The organism is Sulfophobococcus zilligii (genome assembly GCF_055398255.1).
This window is the reverse complement of record NZ_AP042406.1, coordinates 1,259,067-1,282,903: the sequence shown is the minus strand read 5'-3', so window position 1 is coordinate 1,282,903 and position 23,837 is coordinate 1,259,067. Positions and strand designations below refer to the sequence as shown.

Below are 23,837 nucleotides of genomic sequence, written 5' to 3'. Positions count from 1 at the left end.
TCTACCACCCCTTCTTCAACGAGAACTCAATACTCCTAAAGACTACTTCTCCACCGGGATTGAAGCCTCGTGGTACGAGTTCACGCCCCACTGCTCTCTCTGGGTGAGGCATTAATCCAAAAACCAATCCATCACGAGATGTTATTCCAGCGACATCATAGATGCTTCCATTCGGGTTATATCCTTTCATATACCTCAATATAGAGCTCTCTTTTTCAAGTAAACTATATGATTCATAGTCAATATAGAATCTTCCTTCTCCATGTGCAACCGGCATATCTAATTCTTCACCGCTACTAGCTAGTGTTAACCAGGGGCCTTTTGGATTTTCAATAACTGTTCTGGTCCATCTACATACAAACTTGCCGTGTTCATTAGGCAATAGAGCACCTGGTAGTAAACCGGCCTCGACAAGGATTTGAAAACCATTACAAATACCTAGTACCGGGATACCTTTTTCGACGCTTCTTCTAATTTTCTCCATTGTGTGGGTTCTCACCGCTATAGCTCCCGCTCTCAACCAGTCACCGTAGCTGAAGCCGCCGGGAATTATAATCGCATCCCAATCTTTTTCATTGAATTCCTTATACCACACTACTTTAGCTTCTACGCTAGATCCAATTCTCTTAAATGCATTTACAACATCTTCGTCGCAGTTTGTACCTGGGAATTTAATTACTGCTATCCTCGGCAATATTAACAACCTCTAGGACGTGAACTATGGGATTGAAGATCCTGAGTTTACTACACATTTCTTTAATGTATGAAAGTGCTTCTTCGGGAGAGTTAGTATTAACGTAGAATTCAAAATATTTACCGGTTCTCACACTGGCTACTCGATCATATCCCGTCTTCAACAATAGATCTCTTCTAATCGTTTCTCCTTCCGGGTCTCTTAACTCTCTTTTATATGTAACAACCACCCCTACTTTAAACAAAGGCATTTAATTCACCTCTTTCTCTAGGCATAAACCGAGAATTCTTATAGCGAGATAGGCAGCGTTTTCCGGATTATCTATTCCTACTGTCGCTACTGGAACACCCTTTGGCATTTGAACAATACTCAGTAAAGAGTCAAGTCCACCTAGTGCTACGTTTAAAGGTACTCCTATAACTGGTTTATTTGTTCGAGATGCAATAAATCCTGGTAGGTGTGCGGCGAGTCCAGCCATTCCAATGAATATGTCTGCATCGCTTGATTCAATGTATTTTTCTAGTTCTTTGGGATTTCTATGTGCACTTAGAACCATTATTTCGTATTTTATTCTGTGTTCTTCGAGTATTTTCAGCAGCTCTCTCCGCGTATGATAGGTCTCTTTGACTGCCCACGATTATACTTACTTTTCCCTTGCAGGCCATGCTACTCACCTCGGAGGAGTGATCGTGATCGTGATTAACTTAGCAACTCTACGTAGTTTTTCTAGTGCTTCATCAACGCTATTACCCCTTGCCAAGAGAACGGCCATTCTTCTACCGCTGTAGGTTGATGGTTTACCAAATATTCTAATATCTACTCCCTGTGTCGCAAGGATTTTGGATAATCCACATATTCTAGGAGACCACGTGTTTTCTCGTTCTGTATATATAGCTAGACTAGCACCTGGGGATATAATTCTTGGTTTTGGAACTGGTAGACCAAGAACTGCTCTTACATGAATATCGAATTCACTTAATTCCTGTGTAACCATTGTCACCATTCCAGTATCGTGTGGTCTAGGAGCGACCTCACTAAACAATATTCTACCATCTCTGGTGAGAAAGACTTCAACTCCTAATATACCGAGTCCACCCAGCCCGTTTGCTACTCGTATAGCTATTTCAGAGGCCTGTGATAATATATTAGAGCTTCTATTTGATGGTTGCCACGATTCTATGTAGTGGTATTGTCCATATCTCCAATGCTCGATTGGATCACAGTATTCCACTCTAACCTCTCCTTCATCTAGGTATCTATATGCTAAAACCGTGAACTCTGCTTCTAGATCAACAAATTCTTCGACAATAACTCTTCTACTCTTACCCCTAGAGTGTTTAATTGCATATTCGTAGGCTTCAATTACTCTCTGTCTAGATGGCTCTAAGACCTTTACGTGTCCATGTCCACTACTACTCATTTCGGGCTTTATTAGACATGGATATCCAATTTTTTCACATGCTAGTACTGCTTCCTCCGGGTTTTCAGCGAACTCGTATTTTGTTGTTGGTAGTCCTAACTCTCTAGATGCATATTTCCTCAATTCTATTCTATTCATTGCTATTTTAACTGCTCTAGCATTGGGTGCTATTACAAATCCTTCTTCTTCTAGTTCTAATAGTGCATCGACAGCTATTGCTTCGATTTCTGGAATTACAGCGTCGGGTTTTTCTCTTCTAACAATGGCTTTAACTGCTTCTGGATTCATTAAGTCTACTACGTATCTTCTATGTGCTACATGCATTGCCGGTGCCCAGTCGTATCGATCAACTGCTACTACTTCAATACCGAGTCTCTGTGCCGCTATGGCTACTTCTTTTCCTAGTTCTCCACTACCCAGTAAGAGGATTTTTGTAGAGGATTCAAATAGAGGTGTACCTATACAATCCCTTTGTTTCATTCAAACCCACCTCGAGAACTAGTTAGAGTAGAAAAAAGCATGTTTTCTACTACTCCTTTACCTGGAATCCAGACAATACTCTCGTTGACCAGGCCTCTGCTAGCTCTATATGTATATGTTTGTCTTGCTTTCTCAGCTAGTTTTATCCTCTCGTTTATTTGTTCTGGTGAACCTATATCTCTCCTATAGAAGAGAGGCCAGCCATCTAGTGATTCAATATGGGTTAGCGCGATAAGTGAGCGTTTATATACCTCGTTATAGTTTTCTCCATAACAAACTATCTCGAAAACCCTTGACCCCTTTGTGTAGAGTACACTGCCTACTTCTTCTACGCTTGCATATAATACGATGCATTTTAGTTCGTTTATTGCTTTTTCATTAATGCTTACTGGGTGACCTAGAGCTTCTTTTCTACTACTTGGATATCCTACGGGTGCTACGGCTTTTACAATACTTACTACATTGTCTTTAACTTCTAGTTTTGCACCAGCTAGTCTACCACTAACTGTTCTCTCTATTATTTCTAGAAAGTCGCTTTCTATTCGTGGTATTAAACAACCTATTTCTGGATCTCCAAATCTACTATAGAATTCTATTACTGTTGGACCCTGGATAGGAGTCAGCATCATTTGTCCAGCTATTACACCCGTGTATTTCTCGCCCACTTCTACTTCCAGCGCTCTAAGTACTTTTTGAATAATGTCAATTGTGGTATTGAATTCATCGCTTGTTATAAAGGGTAGGAGGAATCCCGGCCCTGAAATACCACCCATACCGCCTGTTTCAGGCCCTAGATCTCCTTCAAATGCGTGTGGATTGTCTTGTACTAGTGGTAGTGGTAGAATACTCGATCCATCTGTTATAACTTGAGCAGTATATTCAACTCCTTCAACTCTTTGTTCTATAATGATCTTGTATTCTATGTCTTGATACCTAGATAATTCATCGAATATTTTTGATGCAGCTTGTATTTTTACATCTGTTTTATCACTGGTTAAATAGGCACGTGTATCTCTTATTACTCTAACTCCTTTACCACCAGCTTGTCTAGCTGGTTTTAATACAACATCTCCAGCGTGTTTTAGGTATTCATAGGCTTCTTCGAGGTTTTTAAATGCTTTAAAGTATAGCCTACCTGGAATACTATGCTTCCACATTAGAGTTCTAGCAAACACCTTGCTACGTTCTATCATTGAAGTCTTGGATAGAGCACCAAATACTGAATATCCTTTTTCTCTTAGTAAATCTACTACTCCAGTAAATTGTGGTTCTTCGGGTCCTACAACTATTATATCTGGTGAAACCAAATCAGCTATTCTAGCCACTTCTAACGGGTTTACTGTATCGCCAGTATAGAGTTTTCCACCACTAGCTTCAGCTTCTCTCTTCAATCCGGGGTTGACGTAGTCTGCTAATACGAATAATCTTGGTTTCAACGCACTGTTGAAAAGTAGTTTTGCTAATGCATGTTCTCTTCCACCTGAGCCAACAAGGAGTATTTTCATTGGTCTACACCTAGAACTTCTCTTCCAAAGCACGAGCCACATAGTTTACAATTATACATTCTAGCTACATCGTTGAGCGACTCTAAATCCAACCAGTTTACACTGTCTACTTCTAGGTATTTTCTAAGTAATTCATCATCCAAGTTCGCTGAAATTAAGCAGTCTTTGTTAAACTCGAAAATCCTATATGGGCATTCTTTTATTATTTTGGGACTGGCGATAAATAAGTGGAGTTCTCTAACACCAACTCTATTTCTAAGTATTTGCGATACAGATTTTAGTGTGGCACCTGTTACCATGCTGTCGTCGACAACGGCTACTCTTTTGCCTTCAAGCACTGATTTAACTGGGTTTAGTTTTAGATGTATTGCTATGAGTCTCTCTAGAGGATTATTTTTAAGCATGGATCTACTCCTAACGGGTGTGGGGATAAAGGCTTGTTCAAATGGTTTACCACTGGCTTGTGCTAATCCAATAGCGTAGGGAATAGCTGTCTCTGGAACACCGAGAACTATATCAATGTTTTCACTTTGTAGTTGCCTAGACAGTCTTGCTCCAAGTGTTTTTCTAAATTCATAAACTCCTATACCATCAATAAGTGAGTCGTGTCTTGAAGTGTAGAGTAGTTCAAATGCACAGATCTTCCAGATTCGAGACCGTTCTACTTGGAAAAACCTTAGATAATTTCTTGAAACAACTACTCCTTCGCCTGGTTTTAAATATCGTCTTACATCTGCATCTAATACTTCTATCGTTGAAGACTCTGAAGAGGCAATCAACAAGTCGAATCCATACCCGCCTATTGAAAGCGGTGTTAATCCAAGAGGTGATCTATAAATTACTTCATCTCCATTCTTCGTTATAGCTATAAAACTAGGTATTTCTTTACCATTGAAATCACTCAGTACTTTTTCAATGCTTCTCCACAATGCGTCTTCACTAATTAGTTTCTCTATAGAATCCGCTAATTCACTGATTTCCTTGAATCTTCTATCGGTTATTACAGCTAGTTTATCATTCCAGTATATGTAGCCATCTAGGTCTACGCTATTGAAAACCCCAGCTATAAAACCATTGCTTATATTCTTTGTTGAAGACCACTCGTAGAGATCTCTACATTCGACTCCACTATTTGCATTCATACACAAGATCTTTTTCTCTTCTCCTCTATTCTGTAGAGTAAGCAATCCATATTTTGCATAAACATATAGTGGCCATCCAGGCTCAAATGAAAAAACAGAGAGGAGGCCCGGCATAAAATCACCTCTCTATCCTAGTATGCCGAGTCTAAGGGCTAGTTCACTATAGGCTTTCAATAATTCATCGACGCTTTTAGACCTCCTGAAAACTTCTTTATCTAAATGTCTCGATTGATCATCTATTACTCTAATAGTGTCTCCACTTATTTCATCAGCTAGATATATTTCTCCATTGTAGAATCCAAATTCGAATTTTGCATCTACTAGTGTTAGTTTCTTGGACGAGAAGAGCTTTGATAATTCACTATTTACTTTCATAGTCATATCAACGATTAGATCTAGTTGTTCACGTGTAACTATATTTGTTCTCAAAATATCATCTACGAGTATTAACGGGTCGTGGAGAGCATCGTCTTTATAGTGGAATTCTATGAGTGGTGGGTCTAAGGGTTGTAGTTGTTTATACATGGGCATTCTCTTTAATAGCGATCCATACGCATAGTTTCTCACTATTACCTCTATTGGAATAATTTTTAATCTTCTAACTACTAGTCGTCTATCACCATCATAGCCTAGTAAGTGGGTTTTAACTCCTTTCTCTTCTAGATATTTAAATAAAAATACAGATGTAGCTGCACAGAGTTTTCCCTTGCCAGGAGCACTTGCACGGATAGCGCCATCGCCCGCTGTTACTTCATCTTTAAACTCCATTATTAACTCGTTATCGTTTTTTATGTAAATACGCTTGCTTTTCCCCTCATAATAGATTTGAGAATTCATTGCTCCCACGTTAATTTGTAAAAAGGATTGAATTTATATATTTACTATTTAAATCCCACCCAACTATATATTAAAAGTTTGGGCGTGTTGAGATGATTGGCCATGTTTATAGATGATCTACTTTTAAAATACGATTCTGACAAAATATCTATCGGTACTCTTGCGAGCCACAGCTCGCTTCAAATAGTACATGGTGCTAAACAAGAAGGATTTAAAACAATTCTGGTTGTTTTAAAGAATAGATTGTGGTTTTACAAGCAATTTAATCACATAATAGATAAGTACATTGTTGTCGACCACTGGAGAGAACTGTGTAGTGAGAAAGTTGTAAACGAGCTACAAAGTGAAAACACTGTTTTCATCCCACATGGAAGCTACGTGGAGTATGTTGGATTAGATTGTGCTTTAAATCTACCCATACCCATATTTGGACTGAGAAGCCTCCTCCAGGTTGAAGCTAGTCAGCAAGCCAAAATGAATTTGTTAAAAGAAGCCGGCATACCAATACCGAGAAGTTACGAATTAGGCGAGGAATTCGATAAACTAGTAATTGTTAAACTACCTGGTGCAAAAGGTGGAAAAGACTATTTCATCGCGAAAAAACCGAGTGAAGTAATAGAGAAACTAAATAAACTAGTATCTCAAGGTGTTATTAGAGACCCGAGAGAGGCAATTATACAAGAATACATTATTGGTGTAACAGCATACTACCACTACTTCTATAGTCCAATACTCAACAGACTTGAAATACTCGGTGCCGACATTAGATACGAATCTGATATAGATGGATTAAAGAGAATTCCACAGAACTTCACCGTAGAACTCGGATTAGAACCAACATTTACAGTTGTTGGTAACATCCCACTCGTATTGAGAGAAAGCCTCCTCCCGGCAATACTAGATATGGGTTTAAAATTCGTAAAAACCACGCAGGAGAAACTACCACCTGGAATTATAGGTCCATTCTGTCTAGAAAGCATAATTGACAGAAATATGAATATAAAGGTATTCGAATTCTCTGGTAGAATAGTGGCTGGAACAAACCTATACTTGAATGGAAGCCCATACTCATACCTATACTGGAATGAACCAATGAGTACAGGTAGGAGAATAGCGAGAGAAGTAAAATTAGCAGTGGAGCGGGGAGAATTAAATAAAATTGTAACGTAGTTTATCTCTCTTTCAAACCATGCATTTCTTATCCTTTATAATACACGTATTACATACAATAAATTTCTAGCAAACACAGTGCAGTGGAAACGAGAAGACTAATGGTGTAAGTACTATGAAGAAATTTCTAGTAATGGTGCTTGGTTTAAGTATGCTTGAAGTAGTGTATGGTATGTACTATACTATATCACGCCCATACTTTGGTGTCGACTTATATGGAGCTTGGATGGTGGTTTACCTAATTGGCGCGGAGTATACTCCTTCCTTGTTTTCATTTATGCTGGGTGCTTTAGGAGACTCTATTGGTAGAAGGGTATTAATGGCTATTGGAGGTCTTGGCGTAATACCTCTTTTCCATATATTTACACTTACTGATTGGCGTCAAGTAGTGGTTTCCGTGGGCTTATTCAATTTGTTTTCATGGCTGGTTTTTACATTCGCGATGAGCAGTATTATTGAAGATAGAGCTAGAATAGGCTCAAAGTACTCTGTAGCGGGATTAGGCATGGGATTGGGTTGGGGGATAGGTGCACTTATAGCATGGCCTTTATTTAACTATCTTGGAAACTACTTGTTTTCAACTACTCTGAGTACTATCTATGCATTGAGCTCACTACTAGTCATTATTGGTTATAGTGGAAAGGAAAGAGAGAATACTACTCCAATCTCAGCTCTAAAAACAGTATTTAGTGAATTACACTGGTTTGCACCAATTATACTCTTTTCATCTATTGGTTTGTCGATAGCTTCAAGTATGACTTCTATTCTACTAGATTATAAAATACGAGAGCTACCCATATTAAACAAGAGTTTTGATTCAAGGCTGTTTTACGGTTTATTTTATGGAACTATACCAGTACTCGCTGGTACACCAGCGAGAATTATAGCGGGTAGACTGGTTGATAATAGAAAAGAAGAAAAATTGTTGTTGACTGCTCTCTCCTCCTATCTAGTATTATTTCTAGTTCTCCCATTTACCCCTCCAATACTATACATCCTTCTATGGTTGATTCCAATATATCCATTCTACGATACGAGTATATATGCTATATTATCGAGAAATACAAATAAATACGAGGCAACAGCAACTGGTTTTCTAGCATCTATTAATAGTTTAGCCGGAGTTCTCATAATAATATTAAATACAATTAAACCACTTGAAAACACCATTGATTACCTAGTTAGAATATCGTTCTTTCTCGGATTCTCCCTTATATTCACAATCTATAGAAACCTGAGATATCGAAAAGAACATGAATAAACCCTCGATCTATAATTACACAGTGTGTTAGTTAAAGCACTCCAAATACTACAAACTCGTGTAAAAACTATTATTAATGATCCACTATTGAGTTACACGTGAAGTTCTAATCGAAATAAGAATAAGGTATATTGTAAACAATACTATCAGTATTGTTATTCCCCAAATAAGCGGCATTAAAAGCATTGGTAGAACACCCACACCGAGCCCACTTTGTTCGACGGCGTATGTTACTACGGCTATATAGAGGGTTATTCTAATATACTCGGCCATGGGGTAGAGGATTTGCATTTCTGCTTTTAACTCTGTACTCTTATATATGTATCCAACAAATACATCTATTAGTGTAAAACCAATTAACACTATTAAGAGTAGTTTTAATCCACCAGCTATGTACACGTATATTACTGTTTCAGCAATATCTATTATGAATTTTACTTCTAGTTTTACACCTGCAATATATAGACCTAGAAATGCAAATAACAAGTATATGATCCATGCAGTTAAAATTCCGAAGAATTCATGCCCCATTAACCCAGTTCTTCTTATAGCTCTACCTAAACCCGTTCTCTTTACAAACTCGTCTACTCCTAGTTTTCCAAGTATATTAGTAATAATGTATTTAGAGGCGTGTCCAAGAAGATATCCTAGTACCCATATTACAAAAGTGTATCCAATAGCCTCGAGTATTTTAATGAAGTATGCTATGATCTCGTTCAAACCACTCAGCCCATATATAATACCGTAATAGTGTTTTATAAACTAGGACAGTGAGAGCAATGCTCATTAACTACCCTGTTAGATTTGAAGCTTATGGTGCAGTAGAAATATATGAACTGTCGAGAGTCCAATCCCTCTTCTCAATAAGTAGTAGTGGAAGGCCGGGCGGCTATAATATCTCCAGTTTTAGAGAACTAGAAGACGTGGCGAGCTCGACTGTATTTATAGTTCCAGTTAAAAACGAGGATCTATTAGCATTAGAGGGTGTTTTAAGGGCTATACCATACTATTCACCAATCATTGTGGTTTCAAACTCTGCAATCGCTCCTTTCAACCTATATAAACTAGAATTAGACGTTGCAAAAACAATTTATAGAAGTACTGGTCGAGAAATCATAGTAGTACACCAGAAAGACAAGTGTATAGCAGATAAACTAAGAGACCGTTATTCATCTCTAATTGACGATAATTCCCTAGTACGAGATGGAAAAGGCGAGGGTATGCTTATAGGAGTTTTATTAGCTGATGGACTAGGAGCTAAAAACATTGCATTTGTAGATGCCGACAACTATATTCCAAGTGTTGTATTAGAGTATTCTTTAATCTATTATACAATGCTTTCCATGAGCGAGTCTAAATACAAAATGGTTAGAATCTACTGGGGTTATAAAGCATGGATGGCCTCTCAGGAATTCTACTATAGAAGACAGGGAAGAGCATCGAGCACGGTTAACGAAGTATTTAATAAAGTACTATCGTTAAAGAGGAGGATCGAAACCGATATAATTAAAACGTCGAATAGTGGAGAACACGCTATGAGCATTGATCTAGCGAGGGAATTAGTATATGGAAGTGGTTTTTCTATTGAAACACAGGAATTAGTTAGTATACTTGAAAAATGCTATGTTAATGTAGATAGAGGTTTGTGTCCATCGCTCCCCGGACATGTTGAAATATACCAAGTTGAATCTCTAAGTCCACATATACATGCAGAGAAAGGTGAAGCACATGTTCTAGAAATGATCCTTGAAAGTATTTCTTCAATATATCACTCACAAATACCTGATGACAGAGGGAGAGAATTCATTTTGAAAACTCTTAGAGAATTAGGGTATTTCGATGAACCACAACCAACAAGGAAATACGAGTATCCAAAAATAAACCCGAAGGAGCTACTAGACTCCATTCTAACAGAGAGTAATTTAAGTATTGCACTCGGGCTTTAACACTTGTTTTCAACTCCTCTAAGACGCTGTTGAAAAACACTTGGGAGAATCAATAATACTGTCAATACTTATATATCTCTTCTATCTTTCTACATGGTGAATTATACCCAGCAGTGTCTTTAAGAAATATTTCCATTAATCAAAAATAAGGTAGCCCTTATTCAAATTTTAACAGCATAGGTGTGTTTTTTGCAGCAAAACACCATTAACATTTGCGATAAACTACGAGGCTTTGACGCGGGAAGATACTATTTTATAGTAGAGGGTAATAGATTAATCCATATTTCACGGTATACCAGTATAAGAGAGAAAAGGGGAAATGAATACTGCTACACTGTCAGCACGGATTTAGTTAAATCGAAGCAAATACTTGAATTTCAGTAGACTCCGACAATTATATGATAGGGCCAAGAGACTCCTCCGTCGAGAACCAGGAGACCTCAAAGTAGACTTGGTCTTTACACATGCTGGTACATGTGAGGATTTACCCACTGATCCAAGTATTAAACTAATGATAATAACTAATACACAGGACTATAATACATGGGCTAAAGACGTAAAGAAAATACTATTAGTTAAAGATATACTACAACCAGAACAATCAATAATAGCATCATTGAAAAGCATACCAGGACATATTAAAACCTGGTTAAAAAGCCAAGGAGTTATTGTAGTAGACAATGTCTACCCTGGATCACCCGGGGACAGCGAACTAGCTACTTTGGTGAAATCAATACTAGTTAAATAATATTTAAATCACATGATTTACGAGCATTTAAACAACGTATATTATTTAGCCTCGAATTAAAACCTACAAGTGCTTCTCTATTAGCTAGTAGTTTATAGTTGCTACCATGTAATACATGTAAAGGATTAAACACTATGCATAGCATGCAAATCCCACATATTTCCCGTCAGCGTGGAAGTAATAATTGGATAATAAGCGAATCTTTTTTATTTACAATATATATTTATTTATATATTTATTTAAGAGGCCTATAATACAATAAAACTAGGGTGCTTACTGGTGATGTATCTTGTCGACCAGAAGTGAAAGAGGAGTCACCAAAGGCCAGGGTAGAAGCGAAGCCGCCCACTACACCTCCCCCGCCGCCGAGCGTTGAAGCAAAACCAGCACCACCTAAGCCACCAACTCCACCTAAACTAACTGTTTCACCCGAGGAGGCATTAGACCTTGTAAATCTAGCGATGACTTTGCTTAAAGCACCACTAGTAGCATCACTAGATTTAAAACCAACGTGGACTATTGAAGATCTACTCTCCTTCTTTGTAGTGTCCTCGAGTAAATTCAGAGATTATAACTATGTAATAGCTACACTTAGAAGTAATGGAGATCTAGACGTTTCAATACTATTGGATCAAGACGGAGGAATAGTGGCGTGGCGTGGATTTGTCGGTGGAAGAGAATACGATATCTCTGAGAGAATAAAGCTAATAACACTACTTCCAGCATTTTACGGCAAATAAGTAAAAGTAAGGATTTGGGGAGTTAAAAAGTAAAATTCCATTTTTACTACTGCTCATCTGCTAGCTACTAGTCTAAGAGTTAGACATATATTCTTTATTAGACTAGAGATCCATGGTGTTATACTTGTCTAATTGTATTGTATTAGCACATGGAGATGGAGATGGCGTTTGCTCGGCCTCACTCCTCCTCACGTATTTAAGAGATAAGTGTAATACAAGGGTCTTCTTTACACATCCAGTGGGATTAATAGGAGATCTCAGGGAGACAACTAAACCCGGAGACAATGTATTCATAGTAGATATTGCAATTGATGAAATAATGGCAAACGAGTTGGTAAAAACCCTCGAGGAATATAGTCGCCAAGGACTCGTCGTATACATAGACCACCACCCACTACCAGAAGGCTTTGAGCCCCCCAGAGGCATTGAGTGGGTTCACAACACGTGTTGTTCGGCATCCGAGCTGACATATCGATATCTCTATGAAAAAGGCCTTTCAAACGAGTATGGACGTGTTGGCTTGTATGGAGCTATTTCAGACTATCTCGATGAAACGCCATGGGTTAAAGAGGAATTGTGGAGATGGGATAAAAGAATGATCTATCTCGAAGCAGGTGTTTTATCCCAGGGGCTTGAAGGCTCTAGAAGAGACCATGAATTCAAGAGAACAGTAGTAGAATACTTGTCGAAGAACGCTCTACCAAGTCAATACCAAGAACTAGTCGCTAGAAGTATTAAACAAGCAGAAATAGATGAAAACATGCGGATATGGGTTAAAAACAATCTTAAAATCCACGGTAAAATCGCATATGTTATAAACCCACCTGGCAGTATAGGGCGAGCTGCAAACTACGCCCGGATCTATGGAGGAGTAGAAGTGGGGCTAGCAATAGAAGAGAGAAGAGATCTATATGTAATAAGCCTACGTGGGAGTGGAAAACACGATTTAAACACTATACTGAGAAAACTAAGTAGAAAACTAGGTATTCATGGTGGAGGACATCCGTTTGCCGCTGGCGCTAGACTTCCACGTAGTTTATTTTATTTATTCCTGGTGGAGTTAAATAAAATGCTTGGAGAGGATTAAATGGTGTATTGAATTTGATTAGAGCTTTTATAAATGGACGTATATATATATCTTTTAAACCATTGAGAATAACAGATGGCATGGTTGTAAGCAATAATAGAGTGCTCTATGTTGGCAGTTCTAATAGAGCACTTGAACTAGTAAAAACACTTGGTGGAGAAGTAGTAGATTTAAAGAATAGAGTTGTACTACCTGGATTTATAGATTCACACTTACACATAGACACACTTGGACTAGCAATTTCCACCCTTGATCTAAGGGGAGTGAAAAGCATAGCAGAAATCAAAGAGAAGCTACGTGAATATGCTTCAAAAACAAGATTTAAATGGATTCTAGGACACGGCTGGGACCACGAATTACTAGAAGAAAAAAGATGGCCAACCCGGCGAGACCTAGATGAAGTAGTAGAAGACAGACCAGTATTGCTAACAAGGGTCTGTCTACATGCTGGTGTAGTAAACACCAAGGGGTTAATAGAATCAGGCATTATAGATAAACAAGTTGAGGGAATAGATAGAGACGAGAATGGAGAGCCTACTGGAGTATTATTTGAAAACGCACTGAGATATGTAAGAGAAAAAATAAAAAACGACCTAAGCGAGGAAGACTATCTACACCTCGTTAAAACAGCACAAGAACACTTGTTGCAACACGGTGTGACCAGTATTGGAGTAGCAGGATGCAACCTCCGAGTGTTGAAAGCAATAGTGAAACTATGGTCTCTTGGAGAACTCAAAATCCGTGTTAGACTCTACCTATACCACCGCGACGGCGAGGAAAACACACTCGATTTATTGAAGAATCTAGGTGTTAAATCTGGATTTGGAGATGAATACTTGAAGATAATGGGTATAAAATTATTTGCAGATGGATCGCTTGGATCTAGAACAGCGTGGCTTAGTGAGCCATATAGTGATGATCCATCCAATAGTGGAGGGCCTGCATTAGACCCAGAGGAATTAACTAGGATAGTAGTAGACGCAAGTAGACATGGACTACAAGTAGCAGTCCACGCAATCGGTGATAGAGCACTCGACACCGTACTACAAGCATTTAGAGAAGCTGGTTCAAGTAGAGTAAAACATAGAATAGAACACGCATCTCTCATAAGAGACGACCAGTTAGAAGTACTAAGAGAACTAAAACCCATGATATCCGTTCAACCACACTTCATAATCACGGATTGGTGGGCTAAAAACAGACTTGGTGAAAAAAGAGTAAAGTGGCTGTATAGATTTAAAACATTAATTGAAAACGGTTTAACAATTGGATTTTCAACAGACGCCCCTGTTGAACCCGTAAATCCATGGGAGACAATATACGCCGCTGTAACTCGGGGTAGATATGAAAATATTCCATACTATGAAGACACAAGGGATCAAGCGTTATCAATAATAGATGCCCTCCACGCATATACTCAGGGTTCAGCTGAAATTGTAGGAAGCGGCCACTCTATTGGTACACTGGAACCGGGTAAACTAGCCGACTTTATAATAGTAGATAGAGATCCCTTGGATACACCTGATAGAGAATTAAGGTGTATAAATGTATTAGAAACCTATGTAGGTGGAATAAGAGTGTTTTAGATAAAAAGATTCTAGCTAGTCTTCTTTTTCCCTGCTACTAGTATACCTAATATAATTAATGCTACAGCTACTATTACTAATCCAGTGGTTAATACTATGTCTATATCTGTTTTCTTCTCGCGTGTAAATTGTTGTACTGGTTGTTGAGTAGTATTTGTTTGGTTTCCAAGAGCTTTTATTAAGGTATTAAATACTACTCTGGGTGCAAGTTTAAGCATTGGCCCTGGTCTCGATAATATATCTATTTCTGTTTCATTTAATTGCACTACTGGTTTTTCAAGGTCGTAGAGGCCGGCTGATCTAATAGTGTCTTCTGGATATGAACACGCGATAATTATTAGATCTGGATTCCACCTGTACACTGTTTCAATGTTTACACTTCCCCATCCATATAGATCAGCTGCATTTATCAATCCAAGTTTTGAGAGTAAATCGTCTATATATGTTCCCCTACCAGCCACCCATATACCCTGCCATAAATCAATTACTACCAAAACTCTCTTCTCTCGGTATGGTTCTAGCAGTGTTCTACTACTCTCTAAAACTTCACTTATTTCATTTATTAATTCTAGTGCTCTTTCTGTTCTATTGAAAAGTAGTCCAATAGTGTATATGTCATTGTAAACATCGTTTATGCTTGTAGCAGAACCACCATGTAAGTATATGGTTTTCAATCCATATGACTCAAGGGTTTCTAGTAGTGGTCGATGTGCACCTTTATCAGCTAGAACTACATCAGGGTTTAATTTTAATATTTCTTCTACTTTAATAGTACTCCACCAATAACCACCCACTACTGAAACATTTTGGTTTATTAGAATTCTACTTATATTCAAATACCAGTCATTGTATGAATACGTATCTGCACCGATAATAGCATCGAGAACGCCGAGTTCACTCATTATCTCTGTTATTGATGGTGAAAGAGTAACTACGCGGCTGGGTGGTTTATTAAACTCTATTGTTCTACCAAGTGTATCAGTTAATATTATGGAATTCTGAGTTTGAATTATCCAACTAGTTAAAATACTCGCAGAGAGCAATATCAAGATATACACTACAATTATTTTTTGTATGCGCTTGGACATTTTGTCCAACACCAAAATCCAAATAAACAACTAGAGGATTTTTAAATTTTAAATTATTGAATAAACTAAACTAGTTGTAGGTGTAAAACAGAGTGCTAGAAAACAATGCTTTCTGCATGAAGTGTTCTAGGTGTTGTTATAACACTGAAATGATACTTACACGTCAAGATATTGAGAGAATAGAGAAGAGAGGATATAAAGGGTTTTATAAAAAGAGTGGTGGATTTTACCGGCTAGTTAATATAAATGGAAGATGTATTTTCCTCGGAGAAGATGGCAAGTGCACTATTTACAATGATAAGCCATTAGGGTGTGGAGTATATCCATTAATATACAATGAAGAAAAAGGAGTAATTATTGATGATTACTGTCCACTATCACGAGAGATAGACTGTTTAGAACTAATTAGAGGGATTAGCGAACTGCGCAGTGTATTGAAAGAACTTGAAAACACCTACAATTACCGTGTAGATTGGAGATTGTTTGAAAAATCATCTATTAAATTAATAGAAAGGTGTTTTAAAAAATAAATAAGCTATTTAATCTCCCACTTTTACGCCATGAAAATATTTATAAATTCATACAACAAATAGTTATTTTACGCAGATGTATATTTTTATGTGTGATTTGTTTTTTAATTTGTTGACGGTATATAATATTTAAGTGGTAAACGGGGGTATTGTTGTCTAGTGAAATACGCTCATACGTAGTGAGCTACGCGCTTCCAGATGTGACAAAAAAACTCGTCTACTACATTAGCTACTTCGTTGAGAGTACAGCTGATTTTGAAGTTATTGAGAGACAAAAAGATTTCCTTAGAATTAGATGGACTGTTTCAAAATCAGCTTTTCGAAGAGTTTACGAGTTTATAACTCTTCCAATTACGGGTAAATGTATTGATGAAAACAAAATTGTAGTTACAGGTAGTTCTACTTCTTTCAACTTCGAAATAACACTTGATATACGTCCCAACCACGAAGTAATAATAGCTGTTAGTGGAAAATGCAGTGGCGACCTGGATAAATGTAGAAGATTTGTTGAAACATATATAAATGCACTATCAGCATACGTTAAGAATCCTCCACTTACAGCTATTAATACAGTATTCAATCTACCCCTTCCCAAACCAGAAAAGCCCACAACACCAACTCCTCCCACTACGCCTCCTAAACCCCCACCTACACCACCAACACCTGCAAAACCAGAAGTAAAAGAAACACCAAAACCGCCCACTCCACCTACACCGAGCAGGCTGTCAACCCCACCACCCACAACAACTCCCACTCAAGTAAAACCCGAAGAAAAGCCAACAACACCTACGGGCATTGCACCCGCAAAACCGCCTGTTTCACCCGAGGAGGCATTAGATCTTGTAAACCTGGCAATGGTATTACTCAAAGCACCACTAGTAGCAACACTAGATTTAAAGCCTGGTTGGAGTGTCGAGGACTTAATAGCGTTCTTTGTGGGAGAGTCAGATAAATACAAGAAATACACGTATGTTATTGCAACGCTGAGAAGTCCTGTGGGAATAGATATCTCAGTTCTCCTAGACTATGAAGGACGCATTGTTGCCTGGCGTGGACTAGTTGGAAATACAGAATACGATATATCCGAGCCTCAAAAACTCCTAGTTGTTCTCTCCAACTATACGAATAGTCATTTAGTAGTAAGAATTTGGGGTATTACAAAGTAAACCAGCTTGTCTTCTAATACATTTGATTTATTTTAGTATTTTAAATTCGTTTATATTGGTGGTTGTATTGGTTATTGTAAATACTAAGCTACTAGATGAAGTTCTAGGTGAAAACATACTGCTACGAAGAGCATACAATCTCCTTGAAAACGATATTGAGGTCCAATCACTCTGGTATATGGCTAATGTAATGGCTGTTAATAGATTGAAATACAACGACCATGGACCAGTTCACGCGAAAATAGCTGCAGGTGCAGCTGTATACATATACAAGTTGCTAAGACAAAACGGTGTTGAATCCACATTGATTAAAGATGGTGTAGTAGATAGAGAAGAATACGCTATGCTAGTACCACTCATTGGCGGACTACTACACGACATAGGAAACAGTGTTCACAGAGATCTACACGAGAAAATAGGTGCTATCCTGGCAAAACCCATTATTGAGAGAGTACTAGAGAAAATAGTAGAAGACCCATACACCAGGTTTAAACTAAGACAGGAAATAATGCATTCAATACACTGTACAAGCTACGATGTAGAATGCCTCACTATTGAAGCAGGATGCGTCAAAGTAGGTGATGGACTAGACATGGCTGAAGGACGCGCAAGAGTACCCTATAAACTCGGCGGTATATCAATACACAGTATATCAGCACTAAGTATTAAAATGGTGGAGATTACAACCTCTGATAAAAGACCAGTAAGAATAAACGTCTATATGAGTGAGAAAGCAGGATTATTCCAAGTAGACAATGTATTAATGCCTAAACTAAATTCAACACCATTAAAAAACTATGTTGAAGTATATGCAATAGTGGACAATACATATCTTAAATCATACCCGTAAAAACTATAATTGCTCAAGAAGCACCTTTCATGCCTTATAAAAAATAGATAGATACTATCTAGTTAATGCTTAACCGCCCAGATTCTATACTACTTATAGATTACGAGTGTAAATTATTGAAATATTGGTGTTGAAAATGGATATAGTTGTTACTGGTTTTGGCTATTACGGAGGATATTGGAACAACCCTAGTGGTGAAATTGCAAGACTACTAGATGGTGTGTTAATCAATAACTTCAGAGTAAGAGGCTTTGTACTCCCTGTTTCATTTAATAAAGCACGTGTAATACTCCGTGAAATACTTGAATCATTCAAGCCAAAACTAGTTCTCGGTCTTGGATTAAATCCTTCAACCCGCATGGTTGACTTGGAATTAGCTAGTGTAAATAAAGCGTTTTTTACACAACCAGATGTAGATGGTTTTACAGCTAAATACATAGATGTTGAAGGGGGAGGTCCTAGTATTCTATATACAACACTGCCAGTAGAGAAAATACTAGTAGAGTGTAGAGAAAAGAGACTTCTTCCATTGAGGCCCAGTTTATCTACTGGTCTATTCCTCTGCAACACTATTGCATATATAATTATGAAGTATGGAGTAGAAAGAAATGTACCAGCTGGATTCCTCCACATACCTCCCTCAACAATAAACCAGTTGAGAAGAGAAACAGGGTTTGGACTGCCTCTTCAAGACATATTAGATACTGTAAGATGTGTATTAGAGGTTTCTACGAGTGGATTGAATTGATTATTAAAGGAGTACACTATGGACTAACACTCCTCTACTCCTACATTCTACCAGTAATCAATTTAGATGAGTGTGCAGGGGGATTTATATTCAGTATTGAATACGGAGAGTTAAAGGGTTTGGAGTGCCGGTTTAACGAGTCTACACTAGAAACAACTTGTAGGGTAAGTCACCAGAGTGTTTCAAGTCTAGATAGAATACTCGGACTGGAAAAACACTGGTTGTTTAGAGAAGTATGTAGTAGATTAAATATAGAGAAGTGTATTGCAAACCAGGTAACACTAGTCTATGAACCACTATACAAGAAGATAGTAGCGTATTCTATCTACCTCTCGAGAAACACTGATTACTACGTTAATACATTGAAGTGGGTTCGAGAGGCAGTATTAAAGAAATATATTGATTCGCAATCCTATATTCCAAGAGAATTCAATGCTGTAAGAGACCAAATAGACAATGTAGTTACAAATGGGAAAACCCCTCTAGAAGAAGTACTTGGTTTAATGAAAATACCTGGATTTGGTGTAAAATCAGCAAATGCATATCTACTACATGTTTATGGATTAACAGAGTATGCTCCAATAGATAGACACTACGCTAAACTACTAGGGAAAATAACTCTAATCTCTAAGTCTGCGTGTCTACGTAATGGTAGACTATACTGTAAGCAATGCAGTATTAACTGTCCATACCGCCATGCACAATCCAGATTTGGTGTGTTAAATGGAGTAATACAATCACTCATATACGTATATGGTAGACTGAAAAACCCGAGAAAAACCAGTATTGAGGAAATACTAGTTGGTAGTAGAGAATACTACATAGACGAATTCGAAGAGTTAATTACAAAAGTTAAAAACGTATACCAGGTTTAATCGAGATACTGGCTTCTACTGATACATAATAAGAAGTATTGAATACTTAACCATGAAGTACGAGTCGATTACAGCTGGTTTACATGCCTGGATTAGACCCGTTTAAACTCACAGGAATAGTTGAAAAACAAGTTACCAGGTGGAGAAATGGAGTTTTAGAGAGGAGGTATTATAGGTTTCGTGGGGGTAGATGGTATGGTGGCATAGCAACGGGAGATGTTGTTGGCTGTAATCTCCGCTGTAAATTTTGTTGGAGCTGGAGGTATAGTTACTATGGAGATAAAGGCTGGTTTGAAACTCCTGAATCAGCATTTAATAAACTCGTTTCAATAGCCTCTAAATACAAATACCGCTATCTAAGACTTAGTGGTGGAGAGCCAACTATAGGACTAGATCACCTAGTCAAACTACTAGAATACATTGAAGAAACAAACTACTACTTTATACTTGAAACCAATGGATTACTCCTGGGTAAAAATATAGATTACACAAAAACACTCTCTCGATTTCATAGATTAATAATTAGAGTGAGCTTTAAAGGGTGTACACCAAGAGAATTCGAGTTACTTACAGGTGCTGATGCATCCTTCTATGAATACCAGTTTAAAGCACTAGAAAACCTTTACTCTCAGGGGTTAAAACCATGCGAAGACTTCTATCCCGCTGTAATGCTTAGTTTTTCAAACGAGGAAACCTATGCATTGTTTAAAAAGAGATTAGCTAGTATACACCCTGCTCTATCAGAATGCATCGACGAAGAATATGTAATACTATATCCACACGTCAAAGACCTACTACGTAGAAATAAACTAGTTCCTAGAATAGCATACGATCCCAGTGGAATACCAGACTTTATGATATAAATTTAAACTTTAAATATAAATATAAATAAGTATTTACAGATATATACACTACTCTTTTTCAACACTACAACCTGTATCAAAAGGTGGTTGATTGAAATGAATAACAATAGAGATTTAATAGTAATAGCGTTTGGTGGAAATGCATTCCAGTCAAAAGGCGATAGAGGAACCGTTGAAGACTACTGGAAAAACGCGTATATCGCGGCTGAAACAATAGTTAGACTCATAGAAGAAGGATATAGAGTAGTAGTAACCCATGGTAATGGTCCACAAGCCGGTATACTGGCAGAACTAATGATGCTTGGATTAAAATACAAGAATATACCACCAATGACACTCGACATTATTGGAGCAATGACTCAGGGATGGCTAGGTTATATCCTGCAACAAGCAATACTCAATAAACTCAGAGAAAAAGGCCTACTAGGGTCGAGGGTTAAAGGCGTAGTAACAGTAGTTACTCAAACACTAGTTAGAAAAGACGATCCAGACTTCAAAGACCCGACTAAATACGTGGGTCCATGGTATGAAAAAGAAGAAGCAGAAAAACTAGCAAGAGAATTCGGTTGGATATTTAAACCAGACCCCAGGGGAGGCTATAGAAGAGTAGTACCATCACCAGACCCAATAATACAAGTTGAAATAGATGCTATTAAAACACTCGCAGAAAACGGCTTTATAGTAATAGCTGATGGTGGTGGAGGAGTACCAGTAGTAGATGAAAATGGAAAACTAGTTGGTGTTGAAGGAGTAATAGATAAAGACCTTGGAGCAGAGAGAATGGCTTCTGCATTAAAAGCCAGTATCCTCTTAATTCTAACAGATGTCGACACTGCATACATTAACTATGGCAAGCCAGATGCAAAACCAATAAGAGAAATCACGGCGAGCGAGGCCCTCAAACTATACAATGAAGGACACTTTAAACCGGGAAGTATGGGTCCAAAAATACTAGCAGGTATTAGATTTGTCCAGAATGGTGGAAAACTAGCAATAATAGCTCACTTAAAGAACGCCGCTGAAGCACTACGTGGAGAAGCAGGTACTAGAATTATACCGGGGTAGGGTTTTTGAGGATAAGTAAATTGAAAATACTGGGTTTTTTCTCGCTAGTTATGACTACTTTTTTATGGGGTACTAGCTTCGCGTTTATTAAGCTGTCAGTTGGTTTGATAAGCCCATTTACATATACGTTTACGAGAACACTAATAGCATCTCTAGTACTACTACCCCTCATTCTATTCAAATTACTCAATAGAAAACTATATTATAAAAGCCTCCGGAATGGTTTTATTGTAGGTTTAACTTATTCAACAGGCCTTGTCCTCCAAGGAGCTGGAACAGTCTACATAGAGCCTTCTATGAGCGCGTTTATTACCGGGTTAGCAACAATACACGTCCACTTATACTCGGCGTTTATTAAGAAAAAGTATTCGTGGCTGGATCTAGTAGCACTGGTTTCAGCTATTACCGGCCTCTATGTTTTAACATCGCCAACCGGCGGGCTCGGTATTGGAGGACTACTGGTTTTTGCTGGGACTATAATGTGGGCTCTTCAAATAATCTTGATTTCTAAATACGGGTTTTCAAGTATGTTGGAATTCCTATTTGGAATGTTTATAGCTGGCTCACTATATGGGCCACCAGCATTTCTAACAGGGCTTGATTTAACCATTGAAGCATGGTTGTATATTATATACTTAGCTATAGCCTGCTCTATAGGAGCAACATTTTTCCAAGTACTTGGACAGAGATATATATCGGAAACCACTGCTGCAATAGTATTTCTCTTAGAACCAGTTTTTGCCACTATATTCTCAGTGTTAATGGGCCTTGAATACATTACAATCTACAAGATAGTAGGTGGAGGATTAATTACACTATCTCTCTTTATAAGCACTATAGCCGAGTTGAAACTACACTCTTAGTATTACTGGAATGGGCCCGCGGGGATTCGAACCCCGGACCTCCGCCGTGTGAGGGCGGCGTCCTAACCAGGCTAGACGACGGGCCCTCCTTTCACTCTATTAGAATTCTTTGATCTGGATTAAAATATTTTCTATGAAGACCTAGTTGTTTTCGAAAGTGCTATTATGTATGTAGATAACAAAATGACATCTATTATTAGAGTTATTATCCACGAGTAGTAGGTGTAGCTTCGTGACTGCTCATATAAAACTCTACATTCTCCGTGTACTCTTCCTTTAAACGACTCTGCACGTATATCGCTTTCATCAAATGGTTGAATAAGTATTTTTTGCTCTGTTTTAATTACTTCTCTCCCCTGGAAATACCCCTTGAGAACACTGTATTCAATATCGCATTCTTTACTAACATAGTACAGCGTGGTATTCTGGTAGTTTCTCCATGTATACCCTATTGAGTAGACTAGCAAAACAGAGAGTAGTACAATAGCTAGAGCTGTAAACACTAAGCCTATTCGTCTAAACACTAAATATTCTACTTTCTTCTTCAACCGAGTAGCACCTATGACGTATCCCACCGGGCCACTAATCAATAAGCCCACTGGGGCGTAGTCGAATTTACTTGTTGTATACATGGTTGAAAGTATTAGTCGGACTACTAAGTAGAGTATAAATAGTAGAAGTGTGCGCTGAATAGTAATATATCTTTGTTTTCTTACACTAATAATTAAGTATTTAGTATTTAACTCGAGGTAGACTGCAAGAAATCCAAGTGCAAGTATTCCACCACTACTCGCTCCCAGTATGATTTTCTTCACACTGTTTACGCTAATTAAGAAAAGCGACTCTGAAAATAAGAGTATTAATGAGCCGGCAAGATATACCCCAATTATGGTTTTCAAACTCAAACTAGTATTTTTCACTAGTAGTGTTAAAAACAAATATGCAAATACAGCGTCTACTACCAGTACTACTATCGACGAATAAGTCACTATAGATGTAAACGGCTCTAATATACAATTCCATGAAAATAGACAATATGGTGTATAGAGAATTGAATAATAATAGCCTGTATTAACAGCTACAAATAATATGAATCCACTTATTAAGTAAATTGTTAGAAATAGTATTGGAATCAATTCGCGGCGTTCAGTATTCAATTCAAAACCCCTTGTC

25 protein-coding genes, 1 tRNA gene and 1 pseudogene are annotated in these 23,837 nt (G+C 37.9%); 16 read left to right on the top strand and 11 right to left on the bottom strand.

Features of this window, described 5'->3' with window-relative positions; translation table 11 throughout:
* Position 1 precedes the first annotated feature (1 nt).
* The 7 genes and pseudogenes from purQ to ACZ5YP_RS07270 form a co-directional block, all read right to left on the bottom strand.
* Complete coding sequence (gene purQ / locus ACZ5YP_RS07300) at positions 2–694, bottom strand: phosphoribosylformylglycinamidine synthase subunit PurQ (protein WP_464835081.1); 693 nt, start codon at positions 692–694, stop codon at positions 2–4.
* Positions 672–944: a phosphoribosylformylglycinamidine synthase subunit PurS gene (purS, locus tag ACZ5YP_RS07295; protein WP_464835080.1), complete on the bottom strand. Its 273-nt coding sequence runs from the start codon at positions 942–944 to the stop codon at positions 672–674. The genes purQ and purS overlap by 23 nt, the downstream gene beginning before the upstream one ends.
* A pseudogene (gene purE, locus ACZ5YP_RS07290) lies at positions 945–1,359 on the bottom strand (5-(carboxyamino)imidazole ribonucleotide mutase).
* A gap of 5 nt (positions 1,360–1,364) precedes the next feature.
* Complete coding sequence (gene purT, locus ACZ5YP_RS07285) at positions 1,365–2,594, bottom strand: formate-dependent phosphoribosylglycinamide formyltransferase (RefSeq protein ID WP_464835079.1); 1,230 nt, start codon at positions 2,592–2,594, stop codon at positions 1,365–1,367.
* Positions 2,591–4,099 (bottom strand): phosphoribosylamine--glycine ligase, encoded by a 1,509-nt coding sequence (gene purD / locus ACZ5YP_RS07280; RefSeq protein ID WP_464835078.1) that lies wholly within the window; start codon positions 4,097–4,099, stop codon positions 2,591–2,593. Before purD ends, purT begins: the two co-directional genes overlap by 4 nt.
* Complete coding sequence (locus ACZ5YP_RS07275) at positions 4,096–5,355, bottom strand: amidophosphoribosyltransferase (RefSeq protein WP_464835077.1); 1,260 nt, start codon at positions 5,353–5,355, stop codon at positions 4,096–4,098. The genes purD and ACZ5YP_RS07275 overlap by 4 nt, the downstream gene beginning before the upstream one ends.
* A 12-nt stretch (positions 5,356–5,367) precedes the next feature.
* On the bottom strand, positions 5,368–6,078 hold the full coding sequence (locus ACZ5YP_RS07270) for a phosphoribosylaminoimidazolesuccinocarboxamide synthase (RefSeq protein ID WP_464835076.1): 711 nt from the start codon (positions 6,076–6,078) through the stop codon (positions 5,368–5,370).
* A gap of 102 nt (positions 6,079–6,180) precedes the next feature.
* Between ACZ5YP_RS07270 and ACZ5YP_RS07265 the strand changes: the two genes are divergently transcribed.
* The gene (locus ACZ5YP_RS07265) at positions 6,181–7,248 is read left to right on the top strand and encodes a formate--phosphoribosylaminoimidazolecarboxamide ligase (RefSeq protein WP_464835075.1); all 1,068 of its coding nucleotides are present in this window, start codon (positions 6,181–6,183) and stop codon (positions 7,246–7,248) included.
* A 115-nt stretch (positions 7,249–7,363) separates the two neighbouring features.
* A complete protein-coding gene (locus tag ACZ5YP_RS07260) occupies positions 7,364–8,509 on the top strand; it encodes an MFS transporter (RefSeq protein ID WP_464835074.1) in 1,146 nt (381 codons plus the stop codon).
* 84 nt (positions 8,510–8,593) lie between these two features.
* Here the strand turns inward: ACZ5YP_RS07260 and ACZ5YP_RS07255 are convergent, their stop codons facing one another.
* Complete coding sequence (locus tag ACZ5YP_RS07255) at positions 8,594–9,229, bottom strand: hypothetical protein (protein WP_464835073.1); 636 nt, start codon at positions 9,227–9,229, stop codon at positions 8,594–8,596.
* 59 nt (positions 9,230–9,288) lie between these two features.
* Here ACZ5YP_RS07255 and mpgS point away from each other — a divergent pair, with 59 nt between their 5' ends.
* The 6 genes from mpgS to ACZ5YP_RS07225 all read left to right on the top strand — a co-directional run bounded on the left by mpgS (position 9,289) and on the right by ACZ5YP_RS07225 (position 14,616).
* Entirely contained in the window at positions 9,289–10,455 is a 1,167-nt protein-coding gene (gene mpgS / locus ACZ5YP_RS07250; protein WP_464835072.1) for a mannosyl-3-phosphoglycerate synthase, read from the top strand.
* 189 nt (positions 10,456–10,644) lie between these two features.
* Positions 10,645–10,839, top strand: a complete 195-nt coding sequence (locus ACZ5YP_RS07245; RefSeq protein ID WP_464835071.1) for a hypothetical protein — start codon at positions 10,645–10,647, stop codon at positions 10,837–10,839.
* Complete coding sequence (locus tag ACZ5YP_RS07240) at positions 10,826–11,203, top strand: hypothetical protein (protein WP_464835070.1); 378 nt, start codon at positions 10,826–10,828, stop codon at positions 11,201–11,203. Before ACZ5YP_RS07245 ends, ACZ5YP_RS07240 begins: the two co-directional genes overlap by 14 nt.
* 302 nt (positions 11,204–11,505) lie before the next feature.
* A complete protein-coding gene (locus tag ACZ5YP_RS07235) occupies positions 11,506–11,943 on the top strand; it encodes a hypothetical protein (RefSeq protein WP_464835069.1) in 438 nt (145 codons plus the stop codon).
* A 115-nt stretch (positions 11,944–12,058) separates the two neighbouring features.
* On the top strand, positions 12,059–13,030 hold the full coding sequence (locus ACZ5YP_RS07230; protein WP_464835980.1) for a DHH family phosphoesterase: 972 nt from the start codon (positions 12,059–12,061) through the stop codon (positions 13,028–13,030).
* Positions 13,031–13,044: 14 nt separating this feature from the next.
* Positions 13,045–14,616 (top strand): amidohydrolase, encoded by a 1,572-nt coding sequence (locus ACZ5YP_RS07225; RefSeq protein ID WP_464835068.1) that lies wholly within the window; start codon positions 13,045–13,047, stop codon positions 14,614–14,616.
* An 11-nt stretch (positions 14,617–14,627) separates the two neighbouring features.
* Here the strand turns inward: ACZ5YP_RS07225 and ACZ5YP_RS07220 are convergent, their stop codons facing one another.
* A complete protein-coding gene (locus ACZ5YP_RS07220) occupies positions 14,628–15,704 on the bottom strand; it encodes an ABC transporter substrate-binding protein (protein ID WP_464835067.1) in 1,077 nt (358 codons plus the stop codon).
* A 92-nt stretch (positions 15,705–15,796) separates the two neighbouring features.
* On the opposite strand from ACZ5YP_RS07220, the gene ACZ5YP_RS07215 reads away from it, so the two are divergent.
* From ACZ5YP_RS07215 to ACZ5YP_RS07180, 8 genes are all read left to right on the top strand, one after another.
* The gene (locus ACZ5YP_RS07215; RefSeq protein ID WP_464835066.1) at positions 15,797–16,234 is read left to right on the top strand and encodes a YkgJ family cysteine cluster protein; all 438 of its coding nucleotides are present in this window, start codon (positions 15,797–15,799) and stop codon (positions 16,232–16,234) included.
* A 152-nt stretch (positions 16,235–16,386) separates the two neighbouring features.
* Positions 16,387–17,400, top strand: coding sequence for a hypothetical protein (locus tag ACZ5YP_RS07210; RefSeq protein WP_464835065.1), 1,014 nt, complete (start codon positions 16,387–16,389; stop codon positions 17,398–17,400).
* Between the two features lie 67 nt (positions 17,401–17,467).
* Positions 17,468–18,250: an HD domain-containing protein gene (locus ACZ5YP_RS07205; RefSeq protein ID WP_464835064.1), complete on the top strand. Its 783-nt coding sequence runs from the start codon at positions 17,468–17,470 to the stop codon at positions 18,248–18,250.
* 136 nt (positions 18,251–18,386) lie between these two features.
* A complete protein-coding gene (locus ACZ5YP_RS07200) occupies positions 18,387–18,998 on the top strand; it encodes a pyroglutamyl-peptidase I (protein WP_464835063.1) in 612 nt (203 codons plus the stop codon).
* Positions 18,995–19,873, top strand: coding sequence for a hypothetical protein (locus ACZ5YP_RS07195; protein ID WP_464835062.1), 879 nt, complete (start codon positions 18,995–18,997; stop codon positions 19,871–19,873). The genes ACZ5YP_RS07200 and ACZ5YP_RS07195 overlap by 4 nt, the downstream gene beginning before the upstream one ends.
* A gap of 83 nt (positions 19,874–19,956) precedes the next feature.
* Positions 19,957–20,736 (top strand): radical SAM protein, encoded by a 780-nt coding sequence (locus ACZ5YP_RS07190; RefSeq protein WP_464835061.1) that lies wholly within the window; start codon positions 19,957–19,959, stop codon positions 20,734–20,736.
* A gap of 96 nt (positions 20,737–20,832) precedes the next feature.
* Positions 20,833–21,801, top strand: coding sequence for a carbamate kinase (arcC, locus tag ACZ5YP_RS07185; protein ID WP_464835060.1), 969 nt, complete (start codon positions 20,833–20,835; stop codon positions 21,799–21,801).
* A 5-nt stretch (positions 21,802–21,806) separates the two neighbouring features.
* A complete protein-coding gene (locus ACZ5YP_RS07180; RefSeq protein WP_464835059.1) occupies positions 21,807–22,664 on the top strand; it encodes a DMT family transporter in 858 nt (285 codons plus the stop codon).
* A gap of 11 nt (positions 22,665–22,675) precedes the next feature.
* Here the strand turns inward: ACZ5YP_RS07180 and ACZ5YP_RS07175 are convergent.
* Positions 22,676–22,750, bottom strand: a tRNA-Val gene (locus ACZ5YP_RS07175).
* A 45-nt stretch (positions 22,751–22,795) separates the two neighbouring features.
* The gene (locus ACZ5YP_RS07170) at positions 22,796–23,821 is read right to left on the bottom strand and encodes a hypothetical protein (protein WP_464835058.1); all 1,026 of its coding nucleotides are present in this window, start codon (positions 23,819–23,821) and stop codon (positions 22,796–22,798) included.
* Between the last annotated feature and the right edge of the window lie 16 nt (positions 23,822–23,837).

What these genes read in the sequence shown, in the direction of transcription:
- purS (WP_464835080.1), bottom strand. Translation starts at nt 944, where the DNA reads ATGCCTTTGTTTAAAGTAGGGGTGGTTGTTACATATAAAAGAGAGTTA.
- purT (WP_464835079.1), bottom strand. Translation starts at nt 2,594, where the DNA reads ATGAAACAAAGGGATTGTATAGGTACACCTCTATTTGAATCCTCTACA.
- purD (WP_464835078.1), bottom strand. Translation starts at nt 4,099, where the DNA reads ATGAAAATACTCCTTGTTGGCTCAGGTGGAAGAGAACATGCATTAGCA.
- ACZ5YP_RS07275 (WP_464835077.1), bottom strand. Translation starts at nt 5,355, where the DNA reads ATGCCGGGCCTCCTCTCTGTTTTTTCATTTGAGCCTGGATGGCCACTA.
- ACZ5YP_RS07270 (WP_464835076.1), bottom strand. Translation starts at nt 6,078, where the DNA reads ATGAATTCTCAAATCTATTATGAGGGGAAAAGCAAGCGTATTTACATA.
- ACZ5YP_RS07265 (WP_464835075.1), top strand. Translation starts at nt 6,181, where the DNA reads ATGTTTATAGATGATCTACTTTTAAAATACGATTCTGACAAAATATCT.
- ACZ5YP_RS07260 (WP_464835074.1), top strand. Translation starts at nt 7,364, where the DNA reads ATGAAGAAATTTCTAGTAATGGTGCTTGGTTTAAGTATGCTTGAAGTA.
- mpgS (WP_464835072.1), top strand. Translation starts at nt 9,289, where the DNA reads ATGCTCATTAACTACCCTGTTAGATTTGAAGCTTATGGTGCAGTAGAA.
- ACZ5YP_RS07220 (WP_464835067.1), bottom strand. Translation starts at nt 15,704, where the DNA reads ATGTCCAAGCGCATACAAAAAATAATTGTAGTGTATATCTTGATATTG.
- ACZ5YP_RS07200 (WP_464835063.1), top strand. Translation starts at nt 18,387, where the DNA reads ATGGATATAGTTGTTACTGGTTTTGGCTATTACGGAGGATATTGGAAC.
- ACZ5YP_RS07190 (WP_464835061.1), top strand. Translation starts at nt 19,957, where the DNA reads ATGCCTGGATTAGACCCGTTTAAACTCACAGGAATAGTTGAAAAACAA.
- arcC (WP_464835060.1), top strand. Translation starts at nt 20,833, where the DNA reads ATGAATAACAATAGAGATTTAATAGTAATAGCGTTTGGTGGAAATGCA.